Source organism: Pseudomonas sp. NFIX49, from assembly GCF_900115915.1.
Lineage (GTDB): Bacteria > Pseudomonadota > Gammaproteobacteria > Pseudomonadales > Pseudomonadaceae > Aquipseudomonas > Aquipseudomonas pharyngis.
This window is the reverse complement of record NZ_FOYE01000006.1, coordinates 293,412-313,235: the sequence shown is the minus strand read 5'-3', so window position 1 is coordinate 313,235 and position 19,824 is coordinate 293,412. Positions and strand designations below refer to the sequence as shown.

General features: G+C 58.5%; 23 protein-coding genes and 1 pseudogene. 10 read left to right on the top strand and 14 right to left on the bottom strand.

All coding sequences use genetic code 11. The features are described 5' to 3' along the window. Positions 1–61 precede the first annotated feature (61 nt). The 4 genes from alkB to BMZ46_RS19165 all read right to left on the bottom strand — a co-directional run bounded on the left by alkB (position 62) and on the right by BMZ46_RS19165 (position 2,069). A complete protein-coding gene (alkB, locus tag BMZ46_RS19180) occupies positions 62–724 on the bottom strand; it encodes a DNA oxidative demethylase AlkB (protein WP_074690470.1) in 663 nt (220 codons plus the stop codon). Between the two features lie 5 nt (positions 725–729). Continuing rightward, positions 730–1,470 carry a 2OG-Fe(II) oxygenase gene (locus tag BMZ46_RS19175; RefSeq protein ID WP_074690472.1) on the bottom strand — a complete coding sequence of 247 codons (741 nt, stop codon included), beginning with the start codon at positions 1,468–1,470 and terminating at the stop codon, positions 730–732. A gap of 91 nt (positions 1,471–1,561) precedes the next feature. Further along, positions 1,562–1,732, bottom strand: coding sequence for a hypothetical protein (locus BMZ46_RS29360; RefSeq protein WP_092163880.1), 171 nt, complete (start codon positions 1,730–1,732; stop codon positions 1,562–1,564). Between the two features lie 34 nt (positions 1,733–1,766). Then, positions 1,767–2,069, bottom strand: coding sequence for a DUF1883 domain-containing protein (locus BMZ46_RS19165; protein ID WP_039768744.1), 303 nt, complete (start codon positions 2,067–2,069; stop codon positions 1,767–1,769). A 210-nt stretch (positions 2,070–2,279) separates the two neighbouring features. On the opposite strand from BMZ46_RS19165, the gene BMZ46_RS19160 reads away from it, so the two are divergent. Both BMZ46_RS19160 and BMZ46_RS19155 read left to right on the top strand, forming a co-directional pair. Then, the gene (locus BMZ46_RS19160; protein WP_039768742.1) at positions 2,280–2,636 is read left to right on the top strand and encodes a hypothetical protein; all 357 of its coding nucleotides are present in this window, start codon (positions 2,280–2,282) and stop codon (positions 2,634–2,636) included. A 72-nt stretch (positions 2,637–2,708) separates the two neighbouring features. Continuing rightward, entirely contained in the window at positions 2,709–2,939 is a 231-nt protein-coding gene (locus BMZ46_RS19155) for a hypothetical protein (protein ID WP_011334337.1), read from the top strand. Between the two features lie 2 nt (positions 2,940–2,941). Here the strand turns inward: BMZ46_RS19155 and BMZ46_RS19150 are convergent, their stop codons facing one another. Beyond that, positions 2,942–3,238, bottom strand: coding sequence for a hypothetical protein (locus tag BMZ46_RS19150; RefSeq protein ID WP_039768738.1), 297 nt, complete (start codon positions 3,236–3,238; stop codon positions 2,942–2,944). Positions 3,239–3,377: 139 nt separating this feature from the next. Continuing rightward, positions 3,378–3,566 carry a hypothetical protein gene (locus tag BMZ46_RS19145; protein WP_039768737.1) on the bottom strand — a complete coding sequence of 63 codons (189 nt, stop codon included), beginning with the start codon at positions 3,564–3,566 and terminating at the stop codon, positions 3,378–3,380. Between the two features lie 247 nt (positions 3,567–3,813). Here BMZ46_RS19145 and galU point away from each other — a divergent pair, with 247 nt between their 5' ends. Then, positions 3,814–4,653, top strand: coding sequence for a UTP--glucose-1-phosphate uridylyltransferase GalU (galU, locus tag BMZ46_RS19140; protein ID WP_039768735.1), 840 nt, complete (start codon positions 3,814–3,816; stop codon positions 4,651–4,653). Positions 4,654–4,782: 129 nt separating this feature from the next. Then, a complete protein-coding gene (gene gorA, locus BMZ46_RS19135) occupies positions 4,783–6,141 on the top strand; it encodes a glutathione-disulfide reductase (protein ID WP_074690474.1) in 1,359 nt (452 codons plus the stop codon). Here gorA and BMZ46_RS19130 read toward each other — a convergent pair. Then, positions 6,138–7,142 carry a DNA-binding protein gene (locus BMZ46_RS19130; RefSeq protein WP_039768731.1) on the bottom strand — a complete coding sequence of 335 codons (1,005 nt, stop codon included), beginning with the start codon at positions 7,140–7,142 and terminating at the stop codon, positions 6,138–6,140. The two genes, gorA and BMZ46_RS19130, sit on opposite strands and share 4 nt — an antisense overlap. A 177-nt stretch (positions 7,143–7,319) precedes the next feature. Here BMZ46_RS19130 and BMZ46_RS19125 point away from each other — a divergent pair, with 177 nt between their 5' ends. The 3 genes from BMZ46_RS19125 to ahpF all read left to right on the top strand — a co-directional run bounded on the left by BMZ46_RS19125 (position 7,320) and on the right by ahpF (position 10,651). Continuing rightward, entirely contained in the window at positions 7,320–8,258 is a 939-nt protein-coding gene (locus BMZ46_RS19125) for a site-specific integrase (protein ID WP_039768729.1), read from the top strand. A 136-nt stretch (positions 8,259–8,394) separates the two neighbouring features. Next, positions 8,395–8,958, top strand: coding sequence for an alkyl hydroperoxide reductase subunit C (gene ahpC, locus BMZ46_RS19120; RefSeq protein WP_007958941.1), 564 nt, complete (start codon positions 8,395–8,397; stop codon positions 8,956–8,958). 130 nt (positions 8,959–9,088) lie between these two features. Beyond that, complete coding sequence (ahpF, locus tag BMZ46_RS19115) at positions 9,089–10,651, top strand: alkyl hydroperoxide reductase subunit F (protein WP_074690475.1); 1,563 nt, start codon at positions 9,089–9,091, stop codon at positions 10,649–10,651. A gap of 82 nt (positions 10,652–10,733) precedes the next feature. On the opposite strand, the gene gloA is transcribed toward ahpF, so the two are convergent. Continuing rightward, positions 10,734–11,255 (bottom strand): lactoylglutathione lyase, encoded by a 522-nt coding sequence (gene gloA / locus BMZ46_RS19110; protein WP_074690477.1) that lies wholly within the window; start codon positions 11,253–11,255, stop codon positions 10,734–10,736. A gap of 142 nt (positions 11,256–11,397) precedes the next feature. Between gloA and BMZ46_RS19105 the strand changes: the two genes are divergently transcribed. Next, the gene (locus tag BMZ46_RS19105) at positions 11,398–11,916 is read left to right on the top strand and encodes a DUF4946 domain-containing protein (protein WP_039768724.1); all 519 of its coding nucleotides are present in this window, start codon (positions 11,398–11,400) and stop codon (positions 11,914–11,916) included. 207 nt (positions 11,917–12,123) lie between these two features. Here the strand turns inward: BMZ46_RS19105 and BMZ46_RS19100 are convergent, their stop codons facing one another. From BMZ46_RS19100 to BMZ46_RS29585, 3 genes and pseudogenes are all read right to left on the bottom strand, one after another. Continuing rightward, entirely contained in the window at positions 12,124–12,489 is a 366-nt protein-coding gene (locus BMZ46_RS19100) for a histone-like nucleoid-structuring protein, MvaT/MvaU family (protein WP_039768722.1), read from the bottom strand. Positions 12,490–12,723: 234 nt separating this feature from the next. After that, positions 12,724–14,259 carry an EAL domain-containing protein gene (locus BMZ46_RS19095; RefSeq protein ID WP_074690479.1) on the bottom strand — a complete coding sequence of 512 codons (1,536 nt, stop codon included), beginning with the start codon at positions 14,257–14,259 and terminating at the stop codon, positions 12,724–12,726. 106 nt (positions 14,260–14,365) lie between these two features. Continuing rightward, a pseudogene (locus BMZ46_RS29585) lies at positions 14,366–14,624 on the bottom strand (LysR family transcriptional regulator); the annotation flags it as partial. 312 nt (positions 14,625–14,936) lie between these two features. Between BMZ46_RS29585 and hppD the strand changes: the two are divergent. Further along, positions 14,937–16,013 (top strand): 4-hydroxyphenylpyruvate dioxygenase, encoded by a 1,077-nt coding sequence (gene hppD / locus BMZ46_RS19085; RefSeq protein ID WP_007958955.1) that lies wholly within the window; start codon positions 14,937–14,939, stop codon positions 16,011–16,013. A 63-nt stretch (positions 16,014–16,076) separates the two neighbouring features. Here the strand turns inward: hppD and rarD are convergent, their stop codons facing one another. The 3 genes from rarD to BMZ46_RS19070 form a co-directional block, all read right to left on the bottom strand. Continuing rightward, positions 16,077–16,958 carry an EamA family transporter RarD gene (gene rarD, locus BMZ46_RS19080; RefSeq protein WP_039768717.1) on the bottom strand — a complete coding sequence of 294 codons (882 nt, stop codon included), beginning with the start codon at positions 16,956–16,958 and terminating at the stop codon, positions 16,077–16,079. 139 nt (positions 16,959–17,097) lie between these two features. Continuing rightward, positions 17,098–18,111, bottom strand: a complete 1,014-nt coding sequence (locus BMZ46_RS19075; RefSeq protein WP_039768715.1) for an aldo/keto reductase — start codon at positions 18,109–18,111, stop codon at positions 17,098–17,100. Between the two features lie 69 nt (positions 18,112–18,180). Further along, positions 18,181–19,080 (bottom strand): LysR family transcriptional regulator, encoded by a 900-nt coding sequence (locus tag BMZ46_RS19070; protein ID WP_074690480.1) that lies wholly within the window; start codon positions 19,078–19,080, stop codon positions 18,181–18,183. Between the two features lie 97 nt (positions 19,081–19,177). On the opposite strand from BMZ46_RS19070, the gene BMZ46_RS19065 reads away from it, so the two are divergent. Continuing rightward, entirely contained in the window at positions 19,178–19,540 is a 363-nt protein-coding gene (locus tag BMZ46_RS19065) for a VOC family protein (protein ID WP_039768712.1), read from the top strand. Positions 19,541–19,824: the final 284 nt, after the last annotated feature.

The following is a 19,824-nucleotide window of genomic DNA, read 5'->3' as shown; positions in this document are numbered from 1 at the left end:
TTCAGGTTAACCAGTGCCACCGGCCGGAACACTCCGAGCCTTGCGGTCAAACTTTGCAGGATTATCCGGCGACGCGAAACGTGAGGTTGAAGCGTTGATCTCCCAGGCGCGGGTGTCGGCCGGGCTTGATTGGCAGGATGCCGTGAAAGCGCAGCCGGTCGACGCCGCCCCAGATCACCATGTCGCCGTGCAGTAGCGGGATTTTCTGGCTCCTGTCGCCACGCGTGAAACCGCCGAACAGGAACGTCGCGGGCAAGCCCAATGACAGCGAAACGATCGGCGCTTCGTAGGCATTTTCGTCTTTGTCCTGATGCAACGACATCTTCGCGCCTGGGACATAACGATTGATCAGGCAGGAATCCGGCATGAAGTCGGAAAATCCGGCGCCTTTCGCCGCCGCCTGTGCCAATTCACGAAACACCTCGGGCATTGCCGGCCAGGGTCGATGGCTCACTGGATCTTCGGATGAATAGCGGTAACCGCTGCGATCGGTGATCCAGCCCAGTGCACCGCAACTGCTGGTGGCCACCGACATGCTGAAGCCCCCGGGCGTCATCATGTGGCGCAACGGAGCGCAGGCTATGATCGATTCCAGGGCCGGCAACAACTGCTCGATTCGCGGCAATGCAAAGCCGCGCAACACCCAGGATTGCTCGCCGATCTGTTCGGCGCGCCGAGGCTGCTCGGATTCTGTGTCGGCGAACAGATCGAAGGTGGTTTGCATGATCGTCAGGTCGCGTCGTGGAAGATGATGCCCAGAGTATGCCGTTTTCCGCTGTGCAGTCGGCTGACACCGTGGCGCATGGTCACCCGATAGTCGCCGCGCACGCCTTTGACCGGGCGCTGGTTGACGGCAAAGATCAGCGCGTCGCCTTTTCTCAGGTCCATCACCAGAGGGCGTGATTGCATTCTCGGACGTTGTTCCGTCAGGACAAATTCACCGCCGGTGAAATCTTCGCCAGGTTCTGACAGAAGAATCGCCACTTGCAGCGGAAACACATGTTCGCCGTACAGATCCTGATGCAGACAGTTGTAGTCCTGTGGGCCGTATTGCAGCAAGAGCGGGGTAGGTCGCAGTTGACCGGCGGCGTGGCAGCGCTCGAGAAATTCGCTGTGTTGCGCTGGAAAACGCTCCAGCAGCCCCATTCGCTCCTGCCAGCGGTTGGCCAGAGGCACGAGTCGCGGGTAAAGCGCGCTGCGCAGGCGTTCCACCACGGATGGAAGCGGATAGCGCAGGTATTTGTATTCCCCGCGTCCGAAACCGTGGTGGGCCATGATCACCTGGGACCGGAACGGTTCGCTTTGTGGGTAAAGCGCACTCAATCGATCGCAGGTCTCCGGACGCAGCAGCGTGCGGATGAGGGCGCAACCGTCCTGATCCAGTTGCCGCTCCAGGGCGATCCAGTCGAGCGCAACGAGCGGGGAGGCGGGTGAGGCGGGTGAGGCGGGTGAGGCGGGTGAGGATGACATGCTGATTCCTTGGCTTGCATTCAGGTATCAGTCTGGGCCGTCCACCCGGCCGGAACACTCCGCCGCTTGCGGTCAAATTGTCATCCGGGGCTTACAGGGCTTTGCTGACGCTGATGTCGCTGATCACATCGTCGCTCTGGCCGTGCAGGGCATTCAGTGCTGCCTTGGCTTCTTCCGGCGTGCCGTTTTCCAGTTGGGCGAACTCGAAGCGGCGTTCACCGTTGAGTTTGTACTTGATTACGTATTTGGTCGTTTGGGCCACGTTGATGCTTACCTGTCTGCGTTGGCGGAACCGCTCAGCTGAGTTTGGAGCTGGAGCGGCGGATGATCTTGATCGAATGCGTCAGGGTCGGCTTGCGGGTCACGCTGATTGCCCGGCGGCTGACGGTGTCGATGGTGATGTTCCAGAAACCGGTGCTGGGTGCGGTGATGCGGGCTGGAAACGTGTCAAAGGCGCCGCCGTGATAGGTGTGGCGCCCGCCATTTTTGAAGCTGCGGAAGTTGGCGTCGTTCATCAAGCGGATGTTGCAGGTTTGCGAGCATTGAATGACGACGATGTCGTCTTCGTTGAGGTGCTCGCGCTGGTGAATGAATTTCATGGGCGCCTCCAGAAGGGCTTTTTCTACAAAATCAAAACGATAGCATTGTCGATTGGCGCAGTTTATCAGCCCGGACAGGTTATTATCCGGCCGTCGGGCAGCGCTTTGACAATTAAAAACAGAATTCACGATTCGATGTGGGTTAAATGCAGTGAGCCTCGGAGAAAAACGGCATTCATGCTGTCGGAGGGTCTTTATTGGAGGTTTTGTATGAAGTGGGGTGTGGTGATTCTGCCGTTGGCATTGGCAATGGGTGGTTGCGCAAGTGTTTCGGAAATCAATGAAACACTGCCGACCATGAACGTCATTTCCGGCAAGAAGCCCCATGAATATGCGGAATGCCTGGCCGAAAAGCTGTCCAGCAGCCGCGGTGCCCTGCAGGTAGAGCGGAACAAGGACGAGGTTCGGGTCATTGTGCCGGGCAAGCTGGGATCGGGGCCGGCGGCGGTGTTTGACATCGAGGATCGCTCCGGTGGCAGCAGCATCAAGCTGCACGAGCGGATGTCCAACGTGCCGCTGCGTCCATGGGATGTACGCAAAGCCGCCACGGCCTGTATTTCCGGCTGATAGACTGTCAGCAGTCAGCATTGATGCCGTCACAGCGTTGCTGTGGCGGCATTGTCATTTCCGGAGCGGTGAATGAAGAGAGAGCAGGTGCGGGAGCGACACAAGGAAGGGCTTATTGCGGCTACCCATGTGATCCAGAACCCGGCAAATCCGGGGGAGTGGATCGTGTTTTTCAAGAAAAGCGCCGGGCGCAGTTACTTCCTGGTCGACGATAACGACGAAGTCGAATCATTCAACCGGCTCGACGACCTGATCGAGGTCGTGCGCGGGCTGGGGATCAAATTCGCCGAAATTCACATGTAAGGCTATTTGCAGACCACTACCACGCTGCGGGTTTTGTAGTTGCCGACGTCGACGCCCAGCGTCTTGTCGTCTTCCTTGGGCGCCGGTGTGCCGTCAGTTCCGACGATGCGATAACCGGTGCCGGCGCAGGACGCGTCAGCCTTTTCATAGCAGGTGGCCCAGGAATTGGCCTCGCCGGAGCAATCGATGCTCAACCCTTGTTCGCCATTGTTCAGGTAAGTGGTCTGTGAAGTGGCGCAGCCGGTCAGGGCGGCGAGTGCAATCAGCGGCAGGAAACTGATGAGGGAACGGTTGGTCATGGCAATGTCGTCTTCGAGGAGGAGGGGCTAGACGCTATGACAGCGCCGGCAGGAAAAGGTTATAGCGATTGGCCACTTCTTTTCGCGCAGCCAAAAAAAAGCCCTGCGCAATGGCAGGGCCGGCCTTCGTCGTTACCGATCAGTCCTGTTCCTTGCCGCGACGTTTCGGAGCTGCGGGCGTGTAATCGAGCACCGCGGCGACTTCAATCGCCATCGCCTCTGTGGGCAACGGGCCGGACACGTCTTCGCCGTTGGTGGCAGTGATATGCCACTGGCCATCTTTAGCCTTGGCGACGGTGTACCCGTTGATGATTTTTGCTGCGGACATCTAGCGGCCTCGTTGGCTGGTTCAAAGGCGCCATGATAACGGTAAATGGGCGAACGGGCGCAGGTCGATGCGGCGTTCCGAGATCTTTGGGCTAAGCTGAATGCGCAGCCTCTGTGAGCGGATTGAACTATCCGCCAGATTATTTCTCTATGTTGACATCGGTTAGCCAGTGCGGGGCATTGTAAGGTGCGCGCCGCCTGATTAGACTGCGCCGAAACTCGTACACACAGCCCTTTCAAGGACTTATATGATCAAGAAATGCTTGTTCCCAGCAGCCGGTTACGGTACTCGCTTCCTCCCAGCGACGAAGGCCATGCCCAAAGAAATGCTGCCGGTGGTAAACAAGCCACTGATCCAGTACGGCGTCGAAGAAGCTCTGGATGCTGGCCTGAACGAAATTTCCATCGTGACCGGCCGTGGCAAGCGCGCCCTGGAAGACCACTTCGACATCAGCTACGAGCTGGAAAACCAGATCAAGGGCACCGACAAGGAAAAATACCTGGTCGGTATCCGCAAGCTGCTGGACGAGTGCTCGTTCTCCTACACCCGCCAGACCGAAATGAAAGGCCTGGGTCACGCGATCCTGACCGGTCGCCCATTGATCGGCGACGAACCGTTCGCCGTAGTGCTGGCGGACGACCTGTGCGTCAACCTCGACGGTGACGGCGTACTGACCCAGATGGTCAAGCTGTACAAGCAGTTCCGCTGCTCGATCATCGCCATTCAGGAAGTCGATCCGCAAGAAACCAGCAAGTACGGCGTGATCGCTGGCGAAATGATCCGCGACGACATCTACCGCGTACACAGCATGGTCGAGAAGCCAAAGCCGGAAGACGCACCGTCGAACCTGGCGATCATTGGTCGTTACATTCTGACTCCGGACATCTTCGACCTGATCGAACAGACCGAGCCAGGCAAGGGCGGTGAAATCCAGATCACCGACGCCCTGATGAAACAAGCCCAGAACGGCTGCGTGATGGCTTACAAGTTCAAAGGCAAGCGCTTCGACTGCGGTGGTGCTGAAGGCTATATCGAAGCAACCAACTTCTGCTTCGAAAACTTCTACAAGACTGGCAAGGCTTACTGATAGCGCCTGATCTGCCTGTACGAAAAAGCCACCTTCGGGTGGCTTTTTCATTTTCCGCCCCTATATCGGCAGGAGTGCTTGCCCAACGGACGACGGCGGGTATGCTGATCGCCTGCCGAGGAGATAGAAATGGCCTACGATTTTGACCTTTATGTGATTGGTGCCGGTTCCGGCGGTGTGCGGGCTGCGCGTTTTGCTGCCGGGTTCGGTGCGAAAGTGGCGGTGGCCGAGAGCCGTTATCTGGGCGGCACCTGCGTCAACGTCGGTTGCGTACCGAAAAAACTGTTGGTGTATGGCGCGCATTTCGCCGAAGACTTCGAACAGTCCTCGGGTTTTGGCTGGAGCCTGGGCGAGGCGGATTTCGATTGGGCCACGCTGATCGCCAACAAGGATCGCGAGATCAATCGCCTGAACGGCATTTATCGCAATCTGCTGGTCAACAGCGGCGTGACGCTGCATGAAGCCCACGCGAAGATCGTCGGCCCGCACGAAGTCGAGGTCAATGGCGAGCGATACACTGCGAAGAATATTCTGATCGCCACCGGTGGCTGGCCGCAGATCCCCGAAATTCCTGGGCATGAACATGCGATCAGCTCAAACCAGGCGTTCTTCCTCAAAGAACTGCCCAAGCGCGTGCTGGTCGTCGGCGGCGGCTACATCGCCGTCGAATTTGCCGGGATTTTCCATGGGCTGGGCGCCAACACGACATTGCTGTATCGCGGGGATCTGTTCCTGCGCGGTTTCGACGGTTCAGTGCGTAACCATTTGAAAGAAGAGCTGACCAAGCGCGGTATGGATCTGCAATTCAATGCCGACATTGCGCGCATCGACAAGCAGCCGGATGGCAGCCTGAAGGCGATCCTGAAGGATGGTCGCGTACTGGAAGCGGATTGCGTGTTCTACGCCACCGGCCGACGTCCGATGCTGGACAACCTGGGGCTGGAGAACACTGATGTGCAGCTCGACGACAAAGGCTTCATCAAAGTCGACGAGCAATATCAAACTACCGAGCCGTCGATTCTGGCGCTGGGCGATGTCATCGGCCGTGTGCAATTGACGCCGGTGGCGCTGGCTGAAGGCATGGCGGTGGCGCGGCGTCTGTTCAAGCCTGAGCAATACCGTCCGGTGGATTACAAGATGATCCCGACGGCAGTGTTCAGTCTGCCGAACATCGGCACTGTCGGCCTGACCGAAGAAGAAGCGCGGGAAGCGGGTCACGACGTCGTGATCTACGAAAGCCGCTTCCGGCCAATGAAGCTGACCCTGACTGACAGTCAGGAGCGCACGCTGATGAAGCTGGTAGTCGATGGCAAAACCGACAAGGTGCTGGGCTGTCACATGGTCGGGCCGGATGCCGGCGAGATCGTGCAGGGTCTGGCGATCGCGTTGAAGGCTGGCGCCACCAAGCGTGACTTCGACGACACCATCGGGGTACACCCGACGGCGGCCGAAGAGTTTGTCACCATGCGTACGCCGGTCGGCGCTTAAGTCTTTTTCGGTTCTGCTGCGTCTGGCGCTGCCGCAACGGCAGTGGCCAGGCGCAAGCTGGCTTGAACCTTGGTCAACTCCTTCTCCAATGACTGATTGAGCTGCGACTGCTCGTCGACGTTCTGCTTGAGCGTCTGGCTTTCCAGCAGAGCCACGCGCAGGCGTTCCTGGAGGAGGGTGCGTTCGCTGTCGACGCGTGACGCTTGCTCCAGCAGTTGATCCTGACGCTGATTGCTTTGTTTGAGCTGATCCTGCATCAGGCTCAATTCGCGTACGGTGCCGCGATTCTCGGTCAGCAGACGTTCGTTGTCGCGGTGCAACTGAGTGATCTCGTCCTGGCGTACCAGTGCGCTTTGCTGCGCCTGGCGCAACTCCATCTGCAACTGCTGAACCTGAGTTTCGTGACGGCTTTGCTCCTGCTCACGCTGTTCCTTGATGGCGTTGCGGTAGTGCTCAAGCGCATCGCGGGCGTGCAGGTGCTTCTCTTCCAGCGAGCGGATCTGCTCGTCCTTGTCCTGCAGGCGCAATTCAAAGTCTGCCAGTGCCTGATTCAGTCCGGCATTGCGGGTCTGTTCGGTCTGCAACATCGAGCGGGTATCGCTCAGCGCTTCGGATTCCTTGGCCAGCGCGGCAGTCTGAATGTCGTGCTTCTTCTCCAGTTGCACATGATCCTGACGAAGCTGATTCAGTTCGTCCTCCAGTGCCTGACGCTGTTGCTCGTACTGCTCGCGCGCCTGGTCAATCGGTTCCTGTGCCTGTTCTTTCAGGCGTTGGGCAAGGCGCGTAACGAGTGCCAGCAGCTCGTCATCGATGGGTTCTGCCGAAGGATCAGCCGGTTCGCTGCCGTCATCCAGCTCTTTCAGATAGCGATGAATCGTGGTTTTTGAACCCGTATTACCAAGTTCGATTCGTACTGCGTCGATGCTGGGGTGTTCGCCACGGGCGAGGATCGCTGCGCGCGCGATCTGGACCACTGCTTTATTAACGCCGCCACGGGCCATATCTGCTCCTACCATTTCGTACTGTGGTACATGCCACTAAAGTACGCAGTGTGCCATGTTGAAAATAAAGTGAAACAAGCGCTGATAAACGGACGGGATATACTGGTATTACCCCATGTGAAACCCGTAAAATCGGTTTCCGCACAAACCTCCAGTACGCCACGAGAAAATCAGCCCATGAGCGATATCGATCGCTATCTGCAAGCCGCCACCCGTGACAACACTCGCCGCAGTTATCGCGCAGCCATCGAGCACTTCGAATCTGCGTGGGGAGGGTTTCTGCCGGCGACAGCGGACAGCATCGCGCGGTATCTGGTGGCGCATGCCGGCGTGCTGTCGGTCAACACGCTGAAGTTGCGTCTGTCGGCGTTGGCGCAGTGGCATAACAGTCAGGGCTTCGCCGATCCCACCAAGTCGCCGGTGGTGCGCAAAGTGTTCAAGGGCATTCGCGCCCTGCATCCCGCGCAGGAAAAACAGGCCGAGCCACTCCAGCTGCGCGATCTTGAGCAGACCGTCGCCTGGCTTGAGCAGGAAATGAAAGACGCCCGGGAACAACAGGACCGGCCGGTGCTGCTCCGAGCCTGCCGCGACCGCGCGTTGATCCTGCTGGGCTTCTGGCGTGGCTTTCGCAGCGATGAGCTGTGTCGGGTGCAGATCGAGCACGTGCAGGCGCACGCCGGCAGCGGCATCACCCTGTACCTGCCGCGTAGCAAGGGCGATCGGGAAAACCTCGGGCAGACCTATCAGGCCCCGGCGCTGCTGAAGTTGTGCCCGGTGCAGGCTTATATCGAATGGATCACCGAAGCGGCGCTGGTGCGGGGCCCGGTGTTTCGCGCCGTCGACCGGTGGGGCAATCTGAGCGAAGAGGGCTTGCACGCCAACAGTGTGATCCCTTTGTTGCGCCAGGCTCTGGAGCGCGCGGGAATCTCTGCCGAGCGCTACACCAGCCATTCCCTGCGTCGCGGCTTCGCAACGTGGGCCCATCAAAGCGGCTGGGACCTCAAGTCGTTGATGAGTTACGTGGGCTGGAAGGATATGAAGTCCGCCATGCGCTATGTTGAAGCGAGCCCCTTTCACGGGATGGCCCGGATTACGGATAAGCCGCTGTCGCCGTAGATATCGTTTTCTTCTATTAATATCCTCAGCTAATAGCGAAAACAAATCAGCAGCATCAGGTTTGCCAATGAGCCATCCGTCGAGTGACTGGGTAGGATTCACCCATCGAATTCACAACCCTGACGGAGAGTCATCAATGCCTATCATCAACAGCCAAGTAAAACCGTTCAAAGCTACCGCGTTCAAAAACGGCGACTTCGTACAAGTCTCGGACGCTGACCTGAAAGGCAAATGGTCCGTAGTGTTCTTCTACCCGGCCGACTTCACTTTCGTTTGCCCAACCGAACTCGAAGACCTGGCTGACAACTACGCCGCCTTCCAAAAGCTGGGCGTAGAGATCTACAGCGTTTCGACCGACACCCACTTTGCTCACGCTGCCTGGCACAACACTTCGCCAGCCATCGGCAAAATCCAGTACACCATGATCGGCGACCCGACTCAGGTCATCTCCCGCAACTTCGACGTGCTGATCGAAGAAGCAGGTCTGGCTGACCGTGGCACCTTCGTGATCAACCCTGAAGGCCAGATCAAAATCGTTGAACTGAACGATGGCGGCGTTGGCCGTGACGCTTCCGAGCTGCTGCGCAAAATCAAGGCTGCTCAGTACGTCGCTGCTCACCCAGGCGAAGTTTGCCCGGCCAAGTGGAAAGAAGGCGAGGCCACTCTGGCTCCGTCCCTGGACCTGGTCGGCAAGATCTAAGTCTGTGACAAACGCAATGCAGGGCGGGATTCCGCACCTACTCAAGTAAGCTGCACCGCCCAATAGAAAAGCCCGGGCGAGATTCGCTCGGGCTTTTTTTCGCCTCAAATAAAGTCAGGAGATCGCCCGTATGTTGGACGCCAATCTTAAAGCCCAGTTGAAATCGTACCTGGAACGGGTCACCCAGCCGATCGAGATCGTTGCCTCACTCGACGACGGTGCGAAATCCCGTGAAATGCTCGACCTGCTGAAAGATGTTGCCAGTCTTTCGCACCAAATTACCTTGATCGACAGCGGCGACGATGCACGCAAGCCGTCGTTCTCGATCAACCGCCCCGGTGCCGACATCAGCCTGCGTTTCGCCGGCATTCCGATGGGCCATGAATTCACTTCGCTGGTGCTGGCCCTGCTGCAAGTCGGCGGCCACCCTTCGAAGGCCAGTGTCGAAGTGATCGAACAGATCCGCTCGCTCAAGGGCGAGTTCAACTTCGAGACTTATTTTTCGCTGTCCTGCCAGAACTGCCCGGACGTCGTTCAGGCACTGAACCTGATGGCCGTGCTGAACCCGAACATCCGCCACGTCGCCATCGACGGTGCGCTGTTCCAGGACGAAGTCAACGATCGCAAGATCATGGCTGTGCCGAGCATTTACCTGAACGGCGAAAACTTTGGTCAGGGCCGCATGGGCCAGGAAGAAATCCTCGCCAAACTCGACACCGGCGCCATCGTGCGTCAGGCCGAGAAAATCAGCGCCAAAGAGTCTTTTGATGTGCTGGTAGTCGGCGGTGGCCCGGCGGGTGCTTCGGCGGCGATCTACGCCGCACGTAAAGGCATTCGCACCGGTGTTGCAGCCGAGCGCTTCGGCGGTCAGGTGCTGGACACCATGGCCATCGAGAACTTCATTTCCGTGCAGGAAACCGAAGGCCCGAAACTGGCGACCGCGCTGGAAGAACACGTCAAGCAGTACGACGTCGACATCATGAACCTGCAACGCGCCGACAAGCTGATCCCCGGCAAGAATGGCGAGCTGCATGAAGTCCGCTTTGCCAGCGGCGCGACCCTCAAGGCCAAGAGCGTGATTCTGGCGACCGGTGCACGGTGGCGTGAAATGAACGTGCCGGGCGAGCAGGAATACCGCAACAAAGGCGTGGCGTACTGCCCGCACTGTGACGGTCCGCTGTTCAAAGGCAAGCGTGTGGCGGTGATTGGCGGCGGTAACTCCGGCGTCGAAGCGGCCATCGACCTGGCCGGTATCGTCTCCCACGTGACCCTGCTGGAGTTCGACGTTCAGCTGCGCGCCGACGCCGTATTGCAACGCAAGCTGCACAGCCTGCCGAACGTCACCGTGATCACCAGTGCGCTGACCACTGAAGTCACCGGCGATGGCCAGAAGGTCAACGGTCTGCGCTACAAGGATCGCAATACTGACGAGTCGCGCACGGTCGAGCTGGAAGGGATCTTCGTGCAGATCGGTCTGCTGCCCAACACCGATTGGCTCAAAGGCACCATCGAGCTGTCGCCGCGCGGCGAGATCATCGTCGACAATCGCGGTGAAACCTCGATCCCCGGTATCTTCGCCGCCGGTGACGTGACCACCGTGCCGTACAAGCAAATCGTGATTGCGGTGGGCGAGGGTGCCAAGGCTTCTCTCAGCGCTTTTGATCACTTGATCCGCACTTCGGCTCCGGCGTAAATCCCGGGCCTGAAACAGAAAAAACCCCATCAGCGATGATGGGGTTTTTTCTTTGTGGGGTGCTTTCTACCCCGTTTCAGCTTTACAGCGGTGCCGGCTGAATGATCTCGACCCAGTAGCCATCCGGATCCTTGATGAACGCCAGGCTCTTCATGCGGCCATCGGTCAGGCGCTTCTGGAAGTCGCAGCCCAGTTCTTCAAAGCGCGCGCAGGCAGCGACGATGTCCGGTACCGAAATGCAGATGTGGCCGAAACCACGTGGGTCGGTGTTGCCGTTGTGGTAGGCGAACTCTGCTTCGTTCTCGGTGCCATGGTTGTGGGTCAGTTCCAGAATGCCGGGAATCGACTTCATCCACTCGGTGCGGGCAGCGGCGTCAGCCGGGATCTGCGATTTGTCGACCAGGGCGAGGAAGTACAGGCTGAATTCCGCTTCCGGGAAATCACGCTTCTCTACCAGCGAGAAACCCAGTACGCGGGTGTAGAAATCCAGCGACTTGGTGATGTCTTTGACGCGCAGCATGGTGTGGTTGAACACGAAGTTGCGGGTTGCGCTGTCCGGGGTGGCGGTGACGCCGGGGAAGGTGTTCAGTTCTTGCAGGCTCATGAGCCCTCCGTAACAAATTGGGGCGAGTGAATGGGCGCAATGATACGCATGCCTGGCAGCATCGCCAAACCGAAAGCGCGGGCTTGCCCTGTGAGCGGGCGAGCCTCAGACTTTACGGCTCAATCCGCGAGTGCCTCTGGTAATGATCCGACCGTTCAAATCGCTGTTCGTTTTCCTGGGTTTTTCCCTGCTTGCTCTGCCGGCCTTTGCCGAAGCGCCGAGCATCACTTGGCCCGCCGGCTGGGAGGTCGAGGCGCTGCCCGAAACCTCGCCTGAGGTCTCGCGTCAGCGCGCAGTGAAGACTGACGCCGATGGCAATCAGGTGATGGTGATGGAGTTGACGATGACCCGTGTGGAAAGTGGCCACCAGGTCAACTTGCAGGGCGTGTTACTGGAGATGCGCAAGTCGGTGCAGAAAGACTTTTTCCAGAGCGGTTATCAGAGTGTCTGCAACAGGGTTCATCCGAGTACGCTCGGTTCGCTGACAGCGCTTGAGACCACTTGTACGGTGACTGAAAACGGTCGCCATGTGTTGTCGCAAACATTGGTTGCAGCGGTCGAGGCAGATAAAGCGTACGTACTTTCGTATGCCGGGCAGGCGGAGGTTTATAAAGCCAGCGGCGACGACATAGTGGCTGCGCGAAACAGCTTGAAATTTTAGTCGTCTGTTCGTGGTCGGCGTGGTGTTAGATACCTGAATTGATTAAACATAAAGTTAATCTTGGGTGCTGGGGGCAACATTCCGAAGCATAGTTTCAGTGCGGGAGCGGTTTGAGAAACAACTTTCCCGCCAGAAAAATCGTTTCATTTGTTAAATATTGTCCAAAAAAAAGCCCTGCATATGCAGGGCTTTCATGTTTGCGAGAGATTAACCGCGCAACCAGGAATCAACGGTAGCTGCACCGTATTTTTCCTTCCAGGCTTTCAAGCCGCGATGGTTGCCACCCTTGGTCTCGATCAGTTCGCCAGTGTGCGGGTTCTGATAGACCTTGACCACTCGAGCGCGGCGGGTTTTAGGTGCGGCGGTCAGTTGCAGACCGGATTTCGCCGGGTTCGGATCGAGAATGGCGATGATGTCTTTCAGGCCTTTGCCGTAGGTTTTCATCAGCCCCTGGAGCTTTTCTTCGAATTCGATTTCTTTCTTGAGCCCGGCATCATTCTTCAGCGACTCCAGCTGCTTGAGCTGTTCCTGAAGGGCCTTTTCAGCTGCACGAAATTCAGCGAGTCTGGACAATATCTTTACTCCAATAGTGTGTTTGGCTGATACCAACCGCAAACAAAGCTATAAGCCAAGAGCCTTGAAGCGACTCGGTGATAATGGCTCACCTGCCCATCTTGCAACAGGTAAGAAAAATTGTAGTAGTTAATGCGACAAGAGTAAATCCTGACTTTTTCTTCATGTAACAACAACGCTGTTTTGTATCAATTTGGTGCGGGCTGTCGGCGTGACAGGATTTATCCAGACAAGTTAATGATGAGTTAATGCTTCGATGAAGTCGGCCGCCGGCATGGGCTTGCCGAAAAGGTAGCCCTGCAGAAAGTTGACATGGTGGGCGGCCAGATAATCACATTGGGCTTGCGTTTCCACACCTTCGGCCACGATGCCCAGATCCAGCTTGGTGGAAAGCTCGATGATGGTGTCCAGAATGTGCCGGGAAAGGGCATCCTTATCGATCATGGCCACGAATGTCTGGTCGATCTTGAGGAAGTCGACATTGAAGGTTCTCAAGTAGCCGAGGCTTGAATGGCCGGTGCCAAAGTCGTCAATCGCGATCTTCACCCCCATCGCACGCAACTCTGCGAACAGTTGTTGGGTGATGTCGGATGGTTCGATCAGCTCGCGTTCGGTCAGCTCCAGGACCAGGCTGATGCTGCCGGGATGGAAAGCTGACAAAAATTCACGGCAATCCTCCACCAGTTCCAGATCGTGGCAGTGGCTGGCGGTGATGTTGATGCCAATGTGGAAAGGCGCTTTGAAGGTCGGTGACTGCGGCCCCAGGATGACAGCCGTTTGCTGCATCAAAGCGCGGGTCATTGGCACGATCAGCCCGGAATGTTCGGCAAAGGGTATGAACAGGTCCGGACGCACCAGCCCTTCCTTGGGATGGTTCCAGCGCATCAGCACTTCCGCACCTGACCAGCGTTTGCTGTCGCCGTGCACCACCGGTTGGAAGTAGGGAATGAATTCTCCCGCCTCCAGTGCCCGAAGCATTTCGTGGCTTGGCGACGTGGAGCGCTTCTGCACGATGTAGCCGATGGCCCCGGACACCGCACCAAAGAAAATCAGCAGGCTGAACAGCGGCGGATATTCATCTTTCATGTAGCGCCAGGTCTCGCCTTCCGCAAACGCGGCGGTGACCGTGAACGCATAGTGCGATGAGTGCAAGGTACTTTGTGCAACCGGCAATGCAGGCAGGACGCCTTGATGCACTTTGCCGTCGGCGGAGAGCCAGTTGTTGCCGACTTGCAGCAACAACAATGTATGCCGGCCGATCAGGCGCAGAATGTTGCTCAGGTGGTAGCCGTCCAGCGTGGTCAGCGCGCCACCGCGGCCCTCGCTCAGGCGATACACCAGCAGCGCGGTGTCGGGCGTCACCGGGTTGCCGTTCATGAGCCACAACTTGCCCTGTGCGTAGTCGCCCGGATTCACGGCTTCCTTGAAATCGCCGAACAGCGAACTGCAATAGAGATTGTCGTCCCATACCAGATTGGTCGAGCGCACGAACGGGCGACGGGTGACTTGTTCGCGCAAGGCCAGTTTGACGGTTTCGCAGGTCTGGCCGGCCAAAGGCAACAGTTCGCGGGCGGCCTGGGCAGTGTTGTCGAGCATCAGTTCGAACTGTCGCAAGGCTTCATCGGCGGTGTGTTGCGAACTCTGCTGGAGGGCGCGTTCAGCCTGCATATAGAGAATGACGCTGCCGAGTACGATCGGCAGCAGGCCACACAGCAATGTCACGATAATCCGGGTGCTGCGCTTGCGGCGGGGCCTGACGGTCAGTGGCATGGGCGCATCCTGTCGCGATGGAGTGGGGCTCTTGATTGCAGGAGAAGCGTGCGCGCAAAGCCCAAGGTCTGAGCCCATGATAGATGGCCAATGGCACCCGCGCCGCTCAACGGTAATCCAGCCGAGTTGCCAGTTGAATGAACGCCAGCGTGGCGGGCGAGGCCTGACGTTGATCCAGCACCGCCAGACCCACCTGTCGAGTGACTGCAGGGGATAGCAGTCGCTTGCTGGGTCGGAAGGCAACGAACCTTAGGCTACCACGGTCATCGCATCGCCCCGGCCAACGGCATCGAGGGTGTGAGCAACTGCGCGTAGCGATAGCGAATGTTCGGGCTCTGCCGGGCGGCGTTGAATAGGCGCGGAACTTTCTGGCGGGCATCTGGCTGTGCAACAAACCCCTTGCACCGGGCCGAAAAAAGCGGATTTTATAGAGAGGGCAGACAACCCTATTTACGCTGTGTAGAATCGGGTTACGCATACAATAATAATCGTCTTCTGGCAGCAGAAGCCTCGCCCGCAAGAGCCTTGGGTCGACAATGAAGATATTCGGGTTTCAACTGATCTACGGTGACTTCCTCGCCCGCAGTGTGCGTGGCATCTCCTGTGCGCCACCCACTGGTCTCAGCATTACTGACAAATAACTCTGGTTAATTGATAAGAATGATGAGGCGCCAACCATGGCAGATTTATACGAAAACCCAATGGGCCTGATGGGCTTCGAGTTCATCGAGTTCGCATCGCCGACACCTGGCACCCTGGAGCCGATCTTCGAGATCATGGGCTTCACCAAGGTCGCGACCCACCGCTCCAAGAACGTGCACCTGTATCGCCAGGGCGCGATCAACCTGATCCTCAACAACGAACCCCACAGCGTTGCTTCGTACTTCGCGGCCGAACACGGCCCGTCCGTTTGCGGCATGGCGTTCCGGGTCAAGGATTCGCAGAAGGCCTACAACCGCGCTCTGGAACTCGGTGCTCAGCCAATCCACATCGAAACCGGTCCGATGGAACTGAACCTGCCGGCGATCAAAGGCATTGGCGGCGCGCCGCTGTACCTGATCGACCGTTTCGGCGAAGGCAGCTCGATCTATGACATCGACTTCGTGTTTCTGGAAGGCGTTGACCGCAACCCGGTCGGTGCCGGCCTGAAGATCATCGACCACCTGACCCACAACGTGTACCGGGGCCGCATGGCCTACTGGGCGAACTTCTACGAGAAGCTGTTCAACTTCCGCGAAATCCGCTACTTCGATATCAAGGGCGAATACACCGGCCTGACCTCGAAAGCGATGACCGCGCCGGACGGCATGATCCGCATCCCGCTCAACGAAGAGTCGTCGAAGGGGGCCGGGCAGATTGAAGAGTTCCTGATGCAGTTCAACGGCGAAGGCATCCAGCACGTGGCGTTCCTCACCGACGACCTGGTCAAGACCTGGGATCAGTTGAAGAAGATCGGCATGCGCTTCATGACCGCGCCGCCGGACACCTACTACGAAATGCTCGAAGGCCGCCTGCCGAACCACGGTGAGCCTGTTGATCAGTTGCAATCGCGCGGCATTCTGCTCGACGGCGCCTCGGATAAAGAAGACAAGCGTCTGCTGCTGCAGATCTTCTCGGAAACCCTGATGGGCCCGGTGTTCTTCGAATTCATCCAGCGCAAGGGCGACGATGGTTTCGGTGAAGGCAACTTCAAGGCACTGTTCGAATCGATCGAACGTGACCAGGTGCGTCGTGGCGTACTCGCTACCGAGTAATCCGTATCAGATGTAAAAAAGCCCGGCCTGCAATTGTGCAGGCCGGGCTTTTTATTGCGCGTCTTATGGGCGCCGTTGGCGCATCAGGTGCTTGAACCCTTCAAACACCAGCACCACCACCGCGAGCCAGATCGGGATGTAGGTCAGCCATTCGCCGGGCTTGATGCTTTCGCCCAGCAGCAGCGCAACACCGAGCAGCAACACCGGCTCAACGTAACTCAACAAACCAAACAGACTGAACGGCAACAAACGGCTGGCGATGATGTAGACCACCAGCGCCGAGGCACTGATCAGACCGAGCAGCGGTATCAGCCACGTCAGCGCCGGGTACTGATCGAACACGCCGAAACCCTGTTCACCGCCGCGCACGAACCAGTACGCCACCGGCAGCATCAGGGTCATGTCGACCCACAAGCCGCCAAGGTTGTCGGTCTTGAGGTATTTGCGCAGCACGAAGTACAGGGGGTAGCCAACGACCACCACCAGCGTCGCCCAGGAAAACCCGCCGACCTGATACAACTCGTTCAACACGCCGAGGCTGGCAAAAAACACCGCGACTTTTTGCAGATACGACAGGTTTTCGCCATAAGCGATGCGTCCGGTCAGGACCATGGACAACGGCAGCAGGAAGTAACCCAGCGACACATCAAGGCTGTAGCCATTGAGCGGCGCCCACATGAACAGCCACAACTGCACGCCCAGCAGCGCTGACGAAAGAATCAGGCTGCCGATCAACTTCGGCAGCGCAGGGATCCGGCGCAGCAGCTCGAGCACCCGCCGCCATTCGCCGGACACCAGCATGAACACGGTCATGCAGGGCACGGTCAGCAGCATCCGCCAACCGAAAATTTCCACGCCGCTCAACGGGGTGAGTAACGAGGTGTAGTAATACATGACGGCAAACAGCGTTGAGGCTGTTACCGATAGAGCGATGCCTTTAGACAAACTGTCCTCGCGGGGATGATGGTGAAACGGGGCGCGCAGGATACGTGGTTTTTGTGGTGAATATTGGCCGAGTGATCAATATTTCCAACATTCGACACAGGTCCCGTGAGAGCGGGAACCTGTGTCGAAGCATAGGTGCTTAAGCCTGATGCGGTTTACGCCCCGACACAAAATGGCTCACATCATTAAACCCCGGCGTAGACGCATGGCCCGGCGTCACCAGCGAGTCGATAAACGCCTCATCCTCGGCCGTAATCTTCACCGCCTGCGCCTTGGTATACGCATCCCACTGATCTTCAGTACGCGGCCCGACAATCGCCGAGGTCACCGCGCCGTTGTTCAGCACCCAGGCAATCGCAAACTCGACAATCCCGACCCCACGCTCCTGGGTGTATTGCTGAATCTGCTGGGCAATGCGCAACGACTCCACCCGCCATTCAGTCTCCAGAATCCGTTTGTCCTGGCGCCCGGCGCGGCTGTTGGCGTCCGGGGTTACGTCCGGTGCGTACTTGCCGCTGAGCACGCCACGGGCCAGCGGGCTATAAGGCACCACGCCGAGGCCGTAGGTCTGGGCGGCGGTGATCTGCTCGGTTTCGGCCTGACGGTTGACGATGTTGTACAGCGGCTGGCTGATGATCGGGCGATCAACGCCGAGTTTGTCCGCCACTCGAATCACCTCGGCAATCCGCCAGCCACGGTAGTTCGACAGGCCCCAATAACGGATCTTGCCCTGACGAATCAGATCGCCAATCGCCGAGATCGTCACCTCCAGCGGCGTGTTGTGGTCTTCGCGGTGCAGGTAATAGATGTCGAGGTAGTCGGTGCCGAGCCGGGTCAGGCTGGCCTCCAGACCATTGAAAATGTGCTTGCGACTCAGACCGCTGCGGTTCGGCACGCCGTCCACCGGGCCGAAACCGACCTTGGTCGCCAGCACCCATTCATGCCGATGACGGGCAATGGCCTCGCCGACGATCTCTTCCGAGCGGCCATTGGTGTAGACGTCAGCCGTGTCGATGAAATTGATGCCCTGATCCCAGGCCTTGTCGATGATGCGCAGCGAGTCTTCCGCGCTGGTCTGCTCGCCGAACATCATCGTGCCAAGGGTGAGAGTGGAAACCTGCAACCCCGAGTGACCCAGTGTGCGATAGCTCATGCCGAAATCCTTTTGTCGGTGGGAAAGCTTCCATCAAATACCAGAAGCGCCCGGCGCGGCAAAGTGAATTTATCGGCGCAACGCCTCGCAGCGCTGGCGCAAAAACGCCTGCAACACCTTGACCCGTTCCGACACCTGCACCCGGTGCGGGCACAGCAGATTGAACGGCACGCTCTCGCCATGCCAGTCATCGAACAGCGTCAGCAGCCGCCCGGCGCGCACGTCTTCGGCGACGTCGAGCCAGGCCTTGTAGGCGATTCCGTGCCCGGCAAGCGCCCAGCGGCGGGCGACTTCGCCGTCGTCGCTGAGGTAGTCGCCGCGTACTTCGACCTCGACGGTTTCGTCTTCGCGATGGAAGCGCCAGGTGTTGTAAGGCCGGCCGTTGCGCAGATAGAGCAGGGCGCTGTGCTTGCTCAATTCGGCAGGGTTTTGCGGCGTGCCGTGCCGTTCCAGATACGCAGGGCTGGCGCAAGCCACACGGCGATGATCAGGCAGAATCGGCAACGCCACCAGCGTCGAATCACTTGGCACGCCAAAGCGCAGCGCCACGTCCACCGTTTCGCGAAAGAGATCCGCATGCCGGTCGTTGAGCAGCAATTGCAGCTGAATGTGCGGATGCTCGCGCTTGAAATCGTCCAGCCACGGCAACAGCACATTGCGCCCGAAATCCGACGGCGCTGCCAGTTGCAGCACGCCGCTCAGGCCTTCGGTTTGCTGCTTCAGCGCTTGCTCGCCTTCGGCCAGGGTGGCCAGCGCCAGACGCACACTTTCCAGATAGCGTCGGCCCTCTTCGGTCAGGCGCATGCTGCGGGTCGAGCGGGCGAACAGGCGGATGCCGAGGCGGGTTTCCAGGCGTTTCAGCGCGATGCTGGCGGCGGCCGGGGTCAGTTCCAGAGCCCGGGCGGCGGCGGAAATGCTGCCGGAGTCGGCGGTGCGGACGAAGATTTCCAGATCGAGGATTGAGCTCATTAGTAAAAATCCGTTGAAGATCCTTGGCGTTTTGCGGGATTTTTCCGGGATTGGCAAGCGCAGATACTGGAATCCTGAATAACCGCAGGAGACAGACATGACGTGGACATTTGATCATCTGGCCTTCAATACCGCTAACGGTCAGGCGCTGCAGGACGCTTTTGGTGGGTTACTGGGGCTGACGCCGGGGCGCCGGCCGCCGTTTCCGTTTCCGGGGCGGTGGTTGTATCAGGATGCGCAGGCGTTGGTGCATGTGATTGAGCAGCCCGCGCTGGATGAGGCGGCGTTGAGTCATATTGCGTTTCGCACCGATGAAGACGCGGCGGCGGTTTTGAAGCGGGTGCAGGGGAGTGGGTTGCCGTATCAGGTGGCGCAGGTGCCGGAAGATGGGATCTGGCAGATTTTTGTGCAGATGCCGGGTGGGTTGGTGCTTGAGCTGGATGCAAAAAACAGTGTGTGACGCTCGTTCCCACGCTCTGCGTGGGAATGCCTCCACGGACGCTCCGCGTTCGGCTTTGGAAGGGACGCGGAGCGTCCCGGGCTGCATTCCCACGCGGAGCGTGGGAACGATCGGAGTAGGGGTGTTTAAGAGGGGTGTTTAAAGGACACGTTCAGACACGCACCCCAGGCTACACAACCTTGCGCCGTTGCCTACGACTGCGCCAGAATCCGCCGGCTTGTGCGCTTATGGGCCGGGTTTTATCGTTGTCCCGTCGCTGAAATGCAGCGATCGGGTTTGGTAGC